Raw genomic sequence first — 13,170 nt, 5'->3', positions numbered from 1 at the left:
GAACCCTGCCCCAAAAGGCATTCTTAAACCGGAAACCGCCAACTGGAAACTGGAAACGTGAAGCCCTCCCTTGTGCCGGGTTTTCTCCGGCACCGGCGCCGTACTAGCGCTTCAGTGCCTGATACGTCAGCATTTCAACCGGGGCCAGGTCGTCGGAGAAAGAGAGCGGAATCGGTTCAACGTCACGAAATTTTCTCAGGGCATCGCGGGCCACGATAAACATGGTGCCGATCGGTTTTTCGGCACCTATCACCTTCCTTAATTCGGCAGCGGAAATTTCTTTCTTAAAGACATACAATGCCTCATCCGAGGCAATAACCGACGGAAAAACTTTTTTGACGGTTCCCAGATAGTACCCTGAAAGCTGTTCGTCATTTTCAATAAAGCGGGGGTAATTGACCACCAGGGCGCCATCATCCGCCAGACGATCATACATCAGTTGGAAAAACTCGATGGTGGCAAGGTGGAAAGGAATGTAGGGATTGCCGGCAAAGAGATCAACGTGGATCACGTCATACTTTTCTTTGCTTTTTTGCAGGAATACCCTGGCATCTTCATGATGAACCCTGTGTGTCTCATCCAATGCAAGACCGAAATACGCCTCCCCAACCCTGGTTATTTCACTGTCGATTTCCACCCCGTCAATTGCAGCCTGGGAAAAAGCGGCGACCTGCATCATGATATTACCGGCGCCGTTCCCCAGCACCAGTACTTTTTTTGCGTCAACAAAGAGATACGGCAACAGATGCATGTCGGTGTACGTGCCGGTCAGCAGGGTCTTGTCATTAATGGTGACGGAATGATGGCCGATGTTGTCGTTTAATTTGAGGTAAAAAATATCCTCATCCTGCTCCACGGCTATAATATTGTAAACGGATTCATCCTGATAAATGATTTTCGATTCGCTGCGCGCCGAGAAGGCAAAGGGCGAGAGCAAGGCAAACGCCACGGCCAATGAAAGAAGCCGCCCGCTGTGCAACCCCGCAACCCCGAGGAGCAAAAGAATGATGGCGCTGACCAGCACGCTGATCTTGGTGCCGATAAAAGGAATGAGGAAAAAGGTGGTAAAGACACCACCCATGATCGACCCCAACGTGGACAGGGAAAAGATCTTGCCGGAGCTGATGCCGATGTCGTCTTTCGATGAAATCAGCTTGATCAGATAGGGCGGAACAAAGGAAAGAAGAATCATGGGCGGGAAAAAGAGGACAACAATGGCCAGCAGGGAGCCGGCAATCACCGGCATGCCGGCAATACTTTTCAAAAACAGGGGATAGGTCAGGTACACCAGAAAAATGTAAACGGCGGAAACAAGAATCACCTGATAAATCAGGTCGTGCGACTTCTTCCGATCGGCGATCGAGCCCCCCAGATAGTAACCGATGGCAAGAGCCAGCAGGATACTGTTGATGATGGTGCCGATAACGATGCTTGAATTGCCGAAATAGGGCGCCAGCATCCGGAAGGAAAGAAGCTCGAAAACAAGGATGGCAAACCCGGTGATAAAGCAGGTTGTGTAATAAAGAAATCCTTTTTTCGCCTTCATATGGCGGCCAAACCGTTCAAAGGGCATGAGGCGATTTCCAGGGGAATGACAATCTCGATCATTGTTCCTTTGCCGGGAGCGGACACGATGCGGAAGGTTCCTTTCAGGGACTGGGCCCGCTCGGAAATGCCGACCAGTCCCCAGCCGCCGCCGCTTTGCTGCTGTTCGGGGTCAAAGCCCTTGCCGTGGTCTTCCACCCTGGCGACGACCTGATTCTCGTCATACATGAGGGAAACATAGGCCTGATCGGTTCCGGCGTAGCGAGTCACATTCGTCAAGCCTTCCTGGACAAACCGATAGATGATGGTCTCGATAAAGGGTTCGATTTTTTTCTGGCTGCCGCTGATCGTCAGCCTTACCTTCAGCCCGGTGGCCTTCTGCCCCTCATCGGCGAGATAGCGCAGGGCCGGCACCAGTCCCAGGTCATCCAGCTGGGCCGGACGCAGATCATGCACCATCCGGTAGAGATCATTATGCATCTGTTTGCAAAGAAACTGGAGGTTGCCGACCAGTTCAGCCATCTCGGGGCTGGCCGCAAGCAGGTTTTTCAAGGTGGCGAAATTAAGCGAGGCCGCGGTCAGGGTCTGGGCTGTTTCATCATGCAGTTCCCGGGCAATACGCGCCCTTTCTTCTTCCTGCGCCCGCACCATGTGCCGCAACAGGTCGATGCGCATCTTTTCCCTCTTGTGCATTTCCCGCTTTATCTGGTCCTGGGCTTCCTGATGGGCCTGTTGCGCCTCCTCCAGCCGTTTTTGCCTCTCCCGGCAGACGGCAACCACCTCGATCAGCTCATCGTTTTTCTCTTTCAATTCCTCACGTTGCTGCATCAACTCTTTTTCCGCTGCAACTCGGCCGGCAATATTTTTATTGGCCCGCCGGCAACTGAGAATAACCGCGCAAAACAGGACAACGGCAATGGGAAACAACGTCAAGTACAGATTGCGGAGCAAACTGTTGAGCTCTTCTTTTTTTCGGGTGACATCATAATAAATTTCAAAAACACCGATGGTTTTCCCCTCCCGCAGAATCGGCACATACGTCTCAACAACATCGCCGGGCATCTTCCGGCCTTCCGATGACTTTTCGCCTTTTTTTATCATCTGCACCATTGGTTTCCCTGAAGAAACCGTCTGTTTGAATTCGCCGAATTCGACAAAGTCCCCGACTTCATCGGGCAGACTTGAAAAAAATATCTCTCCGTCAGGAAACATGATGCGCACTTTCAACAGATTGAAATCATCCGCGGTAGTGGAAATTCGCCGCAGGACAATGGGGGTGAGAATATCGTGAGTCAAATTCTTGGTTTCGTCGGGAATCAGATGGGACTCCATGTGAACAGCCACATCAACCGCCAGTTCCTTGTGGGATTTGATGATGAAATCAACAAAAGAGGGCGACAGATAAAAGATAGTGTACAGAGGCAGCAACAAAACGGCGATAAGCGAAAAAAAAACCAGGCTGCGAAAAAAAGTGGAAGGAAAGACGCCACAACGGTTTATTTTCTCATCCTGCATCACGAAACTCCAGGGGAATAAAATATTGACGGTTGGCAACTGACGGTTTCACCCTCTTTCCCCTGTCCCAATGCGGCAATGCACTGACGGAAAACCGGCAACCGCCAACTCCATCAATCCACCCCGATCAGGCCGGTGCGAATGGCGAATTTAACCAGCTCCGTGGTGGAATGAAGATTAAGTTTATTCATGATGCGTTCCCGGTGACGGGAAACGGTCTTCGGACTGAGATCAAGCTTCTGGGCTATTTCCGGGGAGGTTAATCCCTCCGCCACCAATTCAAGAATCTGCAGTTCACGCTTGCTGAGAGAATCAAGATCAGCGGACTGCATATCCTGCTCGCCAGGTCCGACACCGTTTTTATTGATCCGCTGATAATCCTCCAGCAGCCATCGGGCCAGAGCCGGCTGCAGATAGACATTGCCGGTGGCCACCGCCTTGATGGCCGCAACCAGATCCTCGGCCGCAGCCTGCTTGGTAATATACCCTTTGGCGCCGGCGGCCAGCATTTCAAAAAAATACTGCTTGTCTTCATGAACGGTCAAGGTGAGGATTTTGCAATCCGGGTACAGACCGCGAATACGCCGAGTCGCTTCCATCCCGTCCATCACCGGCATGGAGATATCCATGACCACGACATCGGGGTTGAGTTCCGGCACCCTTTGAATTGCCTCGGCACCGTTGGCCGCCTCGCCGATTATTTCCAGTTCCTCATCCATCCCCAGAAGAGATTTCAAACCGGATCTGACCACATCATGGTCATCAACCAGCATCACTCTGATTTTATCCATCGGAAAATTCCCTTTGTTTTTCCATATTCAGATCTCGGACATCAACAGGATCCGCCGCTGAGGGATCGAAATTACCCTGCCAATTACCCGGATTGACATTCCCATTCCCGCAGGCTGAATGCCAATCCGGCACTACAAACCTATTTCTTTTCCGCCGGCATCCTGACAATTTCCGCCTTATCGCGTAAATTCTTTATATACGTTTCAAACATGCCGTCAAGTTCCTGCTGGGCAAGGAAAGTTTTAATCTTCTCCTTGACATCGTCGAACGCCAATGTGCTTTCCGGCTTCTTGTCGGTCACTTTTATGAGATGATAGCCGAAATTGGTGGTGACGATATCGCTCGTTTGTCCCACCGGGGTTGCAAACGCGACATCGGAGAAAGGCTGCACCATCTGTTCGCGGACAAAAAAGTCCAGATCTCCGCCCTGGGCCTTGCTTGGACAGTCGGAATTTTCCTTGGCCAGCGCGGCAAAGTCACCACCTTCCTTCAATTTCTTCTGAATATCCTTGATCTTGGTCATGGCGGCTGCCTTGGCGGCATCATCCGCTGTTTCCGCAACCGTAACGAGAATATGGCTTGCCCGGACCTTTTCCGGTTCCTTCATTTTATCCATGTTGCCGTCATAAAACTTACGAACCTCCTCATCGCTCACCGTGGCTTTCCCGGTAAAATCCTCCTGCAGTTTTTTCTGCAGTCCCTCCAGCGCCATTCGGCGGGAAAGCTGTTCCTTCATGATTGTTTCGGTCAGCTCATTGGCCTGCATGAACTTGGTGAATTCCTCGTCGGAGGGGAACTGTTTTTTGAAGTCGGCCAGTTTTTCATCCACTGCGGCCGAGTCAACTTTTATTCCCTCTTTCTTGCTTGCCTGAAACAGCAGCTCAAAATCTATCAGACGGTCCAGAGCCATGTTCTGCAGTTTCTCCAATTGAGCGGCATCCCCCTCCTGCCAGCCGATACCGCCGAACTGCTGCTTTGCCGATTCCACCGCCGCATCAAAATCCTTGCGCAAAACATTCTGCCCATTGACTTTGGCGACAACATCCTCTTTCTTGGGCGCTTCAGCGGCCCAGGAAAAGGAGGTAAAGATAAAAAAGAAAAGAACCAATGCGATTTGTGCCAGATGACTGCGACTGCGAAAAATTTCCATGAATTGTCCCCTTGTTTCGTAATGAATGAGATCCGGCCCGTCAGACAACCGTCAGCCCGGCATCCCGTTTCTTCTGCCTTGCGGATAACCTATCCTCTGTTTTCTTTATTTGCACTCTGTTTTTTTCCCGGCTCGCAAAATCACCGCCCAAAGATGGGCATTGCGACTTCTTGCATTTCCAGTGTTGCAGCATGATGCAAAGACAACTCATTTTTGCGGGAGTTCCCGCGAAAACCGGAACGTTATTGTCCCCGTGTTCACAACACGAAAAACACCCGGCTCCAACCGAAGAATCTCGGCTTGCAAATGACGAGCCATTTTATCAAAATTTTAGATTCCGGCTGACCGGTCATATCGCTTGCAGGCAGGCCTTTGGTTCGCGTGGGCAAAATCACCCAATAAATACAGTCGCCGCAAAATCCATCCGGGTCAAATAACCCAATTGGGCCATTTGACCTATTGAAAAAGCAGCAAATGAGTTATGATCATAATCACATCAGAGACCCCCTGCCGCTCGCATGTCCTGTTTCTCGATATCCCATGGCATTCATAAAAAAAAGGGGCAAACAGGTGGTTGCGGGTCCACTTGTTGCAAACACCGAACTTCTGACTGTTATTGTTTTTTTCATACCTTACATATTCTTACACATGATTACTTCCAATCAACCAATGGACAACTTCAGGAGAAACAGGAGAGAACACCCATGAAGCATTTTGCCCGAACCGTCTCTATCGCCGCAGCTTTTTTCGGCGCAGCGGGACTCCTCTCAAATGCGCAGGCAGCCATCAAACACAAGGATCCGGCCAAACTCATCAATAACAGTGCCCATTGCATTGAATGCCATCGGGATGACACCCCGGCTATTTTCGAAGAATGGCTGAAGAGCACCCACGCCAGGGTCGGGGTGGGCTGCAATGAATGCCACAAAGCGAACAAGGGCGAAAAAGGCGCTTTTCTCCACGCCGAAAAGTTCTACATCAGCACCGTTGTCACCCCGGTTGACTGCGCCAACTGCCACAAAGGCCAGTATCTGGATTACATATCCAGCGGCCATGCCCTTTCCCTTGAACTGCTGCAAAAAATGACAGAGGACAACCCGCGTTACCCGGTTGTATCATTATATAAAGACGACAATTTTCAGCAGTGCGGCGGCTGCCATGGGGTCACGGTCACCCTTGACGACATGAATATCCCTGATCCGGCCACCTGGCCTAACAGCGGAGCAGGGCGACGCAACCCTGACAACGGCAACGGAAACTGTCGGACATGCCATCTGGGACACGGTTTTTCCGCCGCCGCCGCCCGCCGGCCCGAAACCTGCCTGCGTTGCCACGACGGCGCCAACTATCCGGAAGGGGAAATTTACCGCTCCTCGGTGCATGGGGTCGCCTATGAAACCACGGTGGACAAGAAAAACCTTGACCGGACCGGTGTTTACTTTGAAGGGAAACACATGGGCGCCCCCACTTGCGCCTTCTGCCACCTGAGCGGCTCAGGTCAGGGCCAGACCACCCGCCACAACCCGGCCTGGAATCTTCCCAGGAACCTCACTTCGCCCGGTGTCCCCCTGGCCAACCGCTCCGAAAACTTGCGAAACAATATGAAGGCCGCCTGCAACCAGTGCCATGCCCCGGCAATGATCGACCGTTTTTTCCTCAACGCCGACAAGGAACTGGCGCGATACCAGAAAGAAATTGTCGAGCCACAACTTGCTGATTTTAAAGAGAAAATAGACAGCACCACAAAAAAAGAAAAACGACGACACCTCCTCCAGGACTACTCACGTTTTCTTGCCGAAGGCAAACGGTACCGGATGAACCTTTACATGGGCCGCCACGGCCGCACCCAGCGATAAGCCGTTGCCGATAAACACCATGACCACCTGAATGACCGGGACGACCGAAAAATGGTGAAGGAGTTCATTCCTTCTTCACCATTTTTCTTTCCCATCAGCGCCTGCCGCCGGAACATCATTCCCCCTCCCCGCACACAAATTACGGCAAATAACCCAATTAGGCAATTCACCCTATCCCGCTGAGAAATTTCACCCTTTCTCCCTTTGGCACTGTTACCACCCTGTGGCCATAGCTTTTCCCAAGCAAAAACACCTGAAAAAAACAACTTATCCAACAGGTTGAATTTTAAACCAAAACCACCACCCCTTGCATTTTTTTTGGGGTAATGAACCCAATTGCCATTTCATGGAACGACGCTTGCAAAACGTAACAAATCAAAATATCCCCAATATTTTTGACGCGTGTTGCAGGTAGTGAATTTTGCCGGATGGTCCAGGTTGAGATTGACGGCTCCCCCAAGTCGTTCGGGCTTCCCGCAAAAAAAAGAAACAATGAAGAAGTTAACCAAACGTTAACGAAAGGAGTGAAAAATGAAAAAAAGGTATCAAAGTGGATTGCTGGTCACATCACTGACCGCGGCAGCCCTGCTGGTTGCCAGCTCCCAGGCCCTGTCCTTTACCCATGACGGCGTCGCCCTGCGCGACGCCGACGGCGACCTCATCATGTCGGTTGACAACGGCGACGGCACCCGAGGCATCCCCGCATCAGCGCCGGCATACAGCGCCCAGAAAACCTGCGGCGCCGCCGGCTGCCATGACTACAAAGCCATCGAACGTCATTCCTATCATGCCCAGCTCGGCGCCAACCAGCACATGGGCTGGAACCCCTACAAAAACGGCACATGGAATTCCGAGGCAGCCAACGGCAAACCCTGGGTGCAGTCCCCGGGCCATACGGGCAAGTGGTGACCCCCTTCCTCTCGTCAGTTGGCGAGACTTTTCCCGAACACCGGAACCACCCCTGCCACCCCCGGCTATTATGAAGACACCAACAGCAACAGCGTTTATGACGCCGGCGTCGACTATCTGGTCAATGATGCCGGCAACCGCCTGAGCCTGACCGACGGCACCACCAACCTCTACATCAAGGCCACCGGCACCGTCAGGGCCCAGGCCACCAACCCGGTTAATTTCGCCGCGCCTTTTGATTACGGCACTGAAGCAGCCTTCCAAACCTCGGTCGACCTCTCCGTGGCCGGCATGATGCGCGACTGCGCCGAGTGCCATGTGGGCGGCGGCGCCCTGGAGTATCTGCCCAAACCGGGCTCCACCGATCTGTCCGCCGGTACCTGCGAGACCGCGGAGGTTATTTACGGCGGTGTGACCTATACATCAAACGGCGGAGACCCCTGCAGCACCACTACCGGCGCCTTCACCGAGGCCGAGCAGTATGATCCCGCTTTTTCCCAGTGCGGTATGTACAACAGCAGCCGCGGCATGAGAAACTTCATCTGCGTTCCCAATCCGGCCAACCAGAGAACCGAACTACGCAGCGCAGCCCTTTCCGGCTACAACGCATGGAACGCCTTTATCGATCAGTATGACGAGGACAATGACGGCGAAACCGGCGAGGTCCTGATGCAGGACTACAGCCAGACCGGCGTTCTGGAGATGGACTGCCTCATGTGCCACATGGAAGGCTTTTCCTGGGAAGCGAGAACGGAATCCCTGCGCAAGGGTGAATTCGACGCCTCCCGCGTCACCGGCGCGAGCCTCGGCACCGCCATCAACGGCACCAACGTGGCCTATGACCCGACCGTGGTCGGCATCAGCACATCGAGCACGTCGATGAACGCATTGAAGCTCGGCGCGGCCGGTTTCAATGTCCATCCCACCGTATCGGAAAACTGCGCAACCTGCCATGCGGATATGCACCAGGTTGACTGGAAGAAACGCGGCGACTTCTGGGGCGTGCCCTATGAGGCCGACGTCCACGGTTCCTTGGGCTGCATGGGCTGCCATGATCGCAAGGACGAAACATATTATACCGGTGCATGGCGCACCTATAACGACCTCACCAAAATGACCGGCATCGGCTCAAGCAACCTGCTCGGCCACGATCCGGCCAAGGGACTTGCTCCGTACAGCTCGCTGTGGAACAACACCGACAACACCATGAAAAACTGCGGTGATTGCCATAAGGCCAACGCCACCGTGGAGAATTACGGCGCGGTTGACCCGACGGCAAAGCACGAGGCCCTGGGCTTAACCTCCCTGATCCTGCAGGATGGCGTTGACGGCGTGAAAGACAAGAGCCATCTCGACATCCTGGAGTGCTCAACCTGCCACGTGCGCAAACTGGGCCATGGTCCGACCGCGGCTGAAGGCGGCGAAACCCACGGTTCCCTCTACGAGTGGGGCACCGGCGGCGCCATGGTTGACGCCACCGGCGCCGACGAGGCAGGACGCTTGACTGATCACGAGAACCTCTATGTCGAACGCACCATGGAAAACAACATGGCCTTGGCCTGGCAGGGCGGCAAATTGATCCGTACCAACGCCCTGAACACCATGTTCTGGCGTGACAAGAACGACACCACCCTGGACATCAACGCCGACGGGCAAACCGGCGGCATGGACGCAGTCAACCCGTCCCATCTCCGTGACGCCAACAAGGCGGCCGGACTGCACGCCCTGACCGCGGACGGCGTGGTCGACACAACCGAGATCGCCGCCCAGCGCGCCGCGATCATGGCGTATCTGCCGAACGTCGGTATCGACCCCACCGGCGCGGCCCTGAAGCTCAATTTCATGGGCGTTATGTTCAAGGTCAACCACAACGTCAACCCGGCCTCCGTGGCCTGGGGCAAGGGCGGATGTACAGACTGCCACGGCGCGGACAAGGGCTTCTACAACGGCACCTACGCGATCAACCCGCGCGATCTGAACTTCACTTACGCGGCCACTGATGTTGTACCGCTGACCATGGTCAACGGCAACCAGCCGAGTGACTTCCACCCAACCCTGTACGCCAAGGCTTCCCAGGGCGACAATCGTTCCATCCCCCTTGTCATCAGGGGTGCGGACCGCCTGCGTGACATCGACCTCTCCGAAGCCCTGTGGGAAAGCACTCTGCGAGTGCCGATCCAGACCACCCAGGCCGGCGTTGTCGCAACCCGCGCGGACTACGTTGACTACCTCAACACCCGCGTCGACTCGGTCCACAACCGCCACGTGGCGGCCGGACACGGCAAGTGCACCAACTGCCACGACAACGGCTCGGGCGTCATCGATTTCAATTCTGTTTCCGATGTCGGTCAACCGCTTGACAAAAACGGCGTTGTCGCAACCTTCACCTATACCCCGGATCCGCTCGGCAACCCGGGCAGCTGTTCAGCCAACTCCTGTCATGCCAGCTGGGGCTTCTCCGAGGAAAACCCGTGGGTAAGACCTTCGTTTACCCCGTACCTGAGCGCCCTGTCCAGCATGGACACCAACCTGGAAGTTGAACTGAACGCCGGCAACACCAACTGCCCGAACGGCTGCGACTTCACCTTTGATTCCGGTGATGCGGGAGCAGCGATGTCGGTCAACGGCGCTGTCGCCACTGTTACCTACTCGGCGGCAGGCACCTACAACGCAAGCGTCATCGCCTGCGATCAGGTGACGGATGAATGCCGCCAGGCAGAGGCCACTGCAACGGCTCAGATCGTTGAGCCCGAAGTGCTCGCAGTTAACTTCACCACCGCAATTGAAGGCAAGACGGCAACTTTGAATGGTCTGAATTTCGATCCTTCCATCGTCCGCGCCTACATCTACTGGGGTGACAGAAAGACAACCACGGTTTCCGACATGGCTTCTCTGGCAACCGGCATTGCGCACACCTACCTGTATGGCGGACGCACGTACGACATCATTGTCAAGGTTTATGACGCTTCTTACAATCAGACCGTCTACACCCAAGCAGAAGATGGCGACCTGCGCGTAGTCCTTCCGTAAAAACATCCCGAGTTCAATTCCTCGGAAACAACCAGGAGCAGGCGGGGCAACCCGCCTGCTCCTTTTTTTATACCAAGTCGCAACCATAACAAATCAGCGTCCTTGCTTTTCCCTCTGCAATCAGCTGCACCGACCCTTCTTCTTGTTTGACTTTATCCCGGGCATCGGGTAGTTCTTACCTTGGAAATCATTTGTACCGATGATTTCAGCATGACCATTATTTCACGCTTTCAACAAAGGAATTCCCATGAAAAAACTCTCGCGTTCCCTGGCCTGCGGCCTGCTTTTTCACCTCTGCGCCACCGCTTCCGTTTCCGCCTTTCCCAGCGGATCATCCATTCCCAGTTGCCATGACGATATTGCCGCCAACATGACCGCGCCGGGCACCGGTTCCGAATGTACACCAACCATCATGAGCCAGGAAAAGGCTCTTGAAATTTTGAAAAACTTCACGGCACGCAAGGTCAACAAGAAATGGTATATATTTATCAGCGAGGAAGAAAAAGCCGGAAAGCTTGACGCGGCTTCCCGGTGGCAGACCATCAGCCTGATGGCCTCCGCGGTACAAAGCATGTTCAACGAAAATGCCGACTGCCTTCTTGTCCGGGCGCCGGCCACTGAAGATGAAAAGAAGGCCTTGCTGCAGGGAAACTATCCCCAGGCGCTGATTGCCGCCGAGGCCCGTTATGTGGAAGGATCCAAAGATAAAAACGAGGGAGAATGGCCGGAGTATCACCACCATCTTCTGTATAAAATCACCGTGTATTAATTTTCGTGATTTCCACTGATTTTCAACCAATTGCCCGGTCGTGTTTTTTGGGCGGATCGCGGCCTCTGCCGACGGTCACCAGTTGACGGTGAGCCCATATTCTCTTTCGCAAGAAAGCCCGGCAACTGTCAACTCCGCTGAAAAAAGTACAAAAAAAAAGGATTGATCCCTATCGGGTTCAATCCTTTTTTTGATATATGGTGCCGAAGGCGAGACTCGAACTCGCACGACCGTTGGCCGCTACCCCCTCAAGATAGTGTGTCTACCAATTCCACCACTTCGGCAAAAACTTAATCTTTCTTTTTTTCCGCTTTCTCGCTCGCGCTGCCGGGTGCAGTCTCGGCAGCAGGTGCTTCAACAGCCGGCGGAACACCTTGAGGCTGTCCGGAATCAGTCACCGGCGCCGGGGTTTCAGCCTGAACCGGCTCGGCGGGAGCCAACGGCATATCAGGCGCCGGTTGCGGAAGCGTTTCCGGGGCTCTTTCTATAGCATTTTCCTGCGGTTTTTGCACACTAAAATCTTGCATTACCGAACTTGTGCTTTTATGCGCGGAAAAATAAGCCAAACCGATGGAGGTTACCATAAAGGTAACAGCGGCAAATGTCGTTACTTTATTGAGTAAAGGCAGCGGCCCTTCCGTTCCGAAAACGGTCTGACTCGAGCCACCGAACGTCGCTCCCATGCTGGCGCCTTTGCCCTGCTGAAGCAGGACGATCACGACCAGAAAAAAGCAGACTGCAATATGTATAATCGTCAGAAGAGTTGTCATTATAAGCTATGATTGATCCGCCTTTTCCCCAAGATGCAGACAAAATCTGCGCGGGCGGGGATCAGGCCGATTTCTTAAAATTTATTATCCGAAGAAAGGATTCCACCTTCAGGGCTGCGCCGCCGACCAGAGCCCCATCAACATTGTCCTGGGCCATAAGTGCATCAACATTCTCAGGATTAACCGAGCCACCATACAATATTCTGATTTGCCCGGCAACCTTTTTCTCATAGATTCCGGCGAGAAGATTACGAATAAAAACGTGCGCCTCCCGGGCCTGCTCAACCGAGGCTGTTTTGCCGGTACCGATTGCCCAGACAGGTTCATAGGCAACGACCACCTCCGCTCCGGAAGACAAGGAGACTGCGGCAAGACCTCCCCGCATCTGTCTTTCCAGAACGGTAAATGTCTGTCCCGCCTCCCTTTCCTCCAGGGTCTCGCCCACACAGAGGATGGGGACAAGGCCGTACTTCAGCGCCCCGACCAGGCGTTTATTGATCAGGGCGTCGCTCTCGCCGAAAATGTGACGGCGCTCGGAGTGACCGATTATCACCAGGCTGCAGCCCACATCCCGCAACATGACCGGCGAAATTTCTCCGGTAAAGGCGCCCTTTTCCTCCCAACAGACATTCTGGCCGCCGAGCAGGACGGATGAACCGGCGACAATCTTCCCCACCGCGGCCAGAGCGGTAAAAGGCGGGGCAAGCATGACGTCACGGTCGGGGGCAGCGGGAGTCTGCACAATCGACAGGGCGAGACTTTCCGCCTCCGCCACGGTGGTATGCATCTTCCAGTTTCCAGCAAGCAAGGGCTTCCGTTCCATGGACTCTCCTT

General features: G+C 53.9%; 10 protein-coding genes and 1 tRNA gene. 4 read left to right on the top strand and 7 right to left on the bottom strand.

The window, feature by feature from the left end:
- Window positions 1-103 precede the first annotated feature (103 nt).
- The 4 genes from BM485_05745 to BM485_05730 all read right to left on the bottom strand — a co-directional run bounded on the left by BM485_05745 (window position 104) and on the right by BM485_05730 (window position 5,002).
- Entirely contained in the window at window positions 104-1,573 is a 1,470-nt protein-coding gene (locus BM485_05745) for a hypothetical protein (GenBank protein ID OKY75839.1), read from the bottom strand.
- Window positions 1,543-3,060: a hypothetical protein gene (locus tag BM485_05740; protein ID OKY75838.1), complete on the bottom strand. Its 1,518-nt coding sequence runs from the start codon at window positions 3,058-3,060 to the stop codon at window positions 1,543-1,545. Before BM485_05740 ends, BM485_05745 begins: the two co-directional genes overlap by 31 nt.
- Before the next feature lie 113 nt (window positions 3,061-3,173).
- Window positions 3,174-3,851: a hypothetical protein gene (locus tag BM485_05735; GenBank protein ID OKY75837.1), complete on the bottom strand. Its 678-nt coding sequence runs from the start codon at window positions 3,849-3,851 to the stop codon at window positions 3,174-3,176.
- A gap of 140 nt (window positions 3,852-3,991) precedes the next feature.
- Window positions 3,992-5,002 carry a hypothetical protein gene (locus tag BM485_05730; GenBank protein ID OKY75836.1) on the bottom strand — a complete coding sequence of 337 codons (1,011 nt, stop codon included), beginning with the start codon at window positions 5,000-5,002 and terminating at the stop codon, window positions 3,992-3,994.
- A 704-nt stretch (window positions 5,003-5,706) separates the two neighbouring features.
- Here BM485_05730 and BM485_05725 point away from each other — a divergent pair.
- From BM485_05725 to BM485_05710, 4 genes are all read left to right on the top strand, one after another.
- The gene (locus BM485_05725; GenBank protein ID OKY75835.1) at window positions 5,707-6,858 is read left to right on the top strand and encodes a hypothetical protein; all 1,152 of its coding nucleotides are present in this window, start codon (window positions 5,707-5,709) and stop codon (window positions 6,856-6,858) included.
- A 531-nt stretch (window positions 6,859-7,389) separates the two neighbouring features.
- On the top strand, window positions 7,390-7,767 hold the full coding sequence (locus BM485_05720; protein ID OKY75834.1) for a hypothetical protein: 378 nt from the start codon (window positions 7,390-7,392) through the stop codon (window positions 7,765-7,767).
- An 18-nt stretch (window positions 7,768-7,785) separates the two neighbouring features.
- Window positions 7,786-10,797: a hypothetical protein gene (locus tag BM485_05715; GenBank protein OKY75833.1), complete on the top strand. Its 3,012-nt coding sequence runs from the start codon at window positions 7,786-7,788 to the stop codon at window positions 10,795-10,797.
- A gap of 247 nt (window positions 10,798-11,044) precedes the next feature.
- Window positions 11,045-11,566, top strand: coding sequence for a hypothetical protein (locus BM485_05710; protein OKY75832.1), 522 nt, complete (start codon window positions 11,045-11,047; stop codon window positions 11,564-11,566).
- 198 nt (window positions 11,567-11,764) lie between these two features.
- On the opposite strand, the gene BM485_05705 is transcribed toward BM485_05710, so the two are convergent.
- The 3 genes from BM485_05705 to BM485_05695 all read right to left on the bottom strand — a co-directional run bounded on the left by BM485_05705 (window position 11,765) and on the right by BM485_05695 (window position 13,159).
- Window positions 11,765-11,850 (bottom strand) — tRNA-Leu (locus BM485_05705).
- 6 nt (window positions 11,851-11,856) lie between these two features.
- Window positions 11,857-12,336 (bottom strand): preprotein translocase subunit SecG, encoded by a 480-nt coding sequence (locus BM485_05700; protein ID OKY75831.1) that lies wholly within the window; start codon window positions 12,334-12,336, stop codon window positions 11,857-11,859.
- A gap of 61 nt (window positions 12,337-12,397) precedes the next feature.
- Window positions 12,398-13,159 carry a triose-phosphate isomerase gene (locus BM485_05695; protein ID OKY75830.1) on the bottom strand — a complete coding sequence of 254 codons (762 nt, stop codon included), beginning with the start codon at window positions 13,157-13,159 and terminating at the stop codon, window positions 12,398-12,400.
- Between the last annotated feature and the right edge of the window lie 11 nt (window positions 13,160-13,170).

The sequence above is a fragment of the Desulfobulbaceae bacterium DB1 genome, assembly GCA_001914235.1.
Lineage (GTDB): Bacteria > Desulfobacterota > Desulfobulbia > Desulfobulbales > SURF-16 > DB1.
This window is presented reverse-complemented; position numbering and strand designations above follow the sequence as displayed.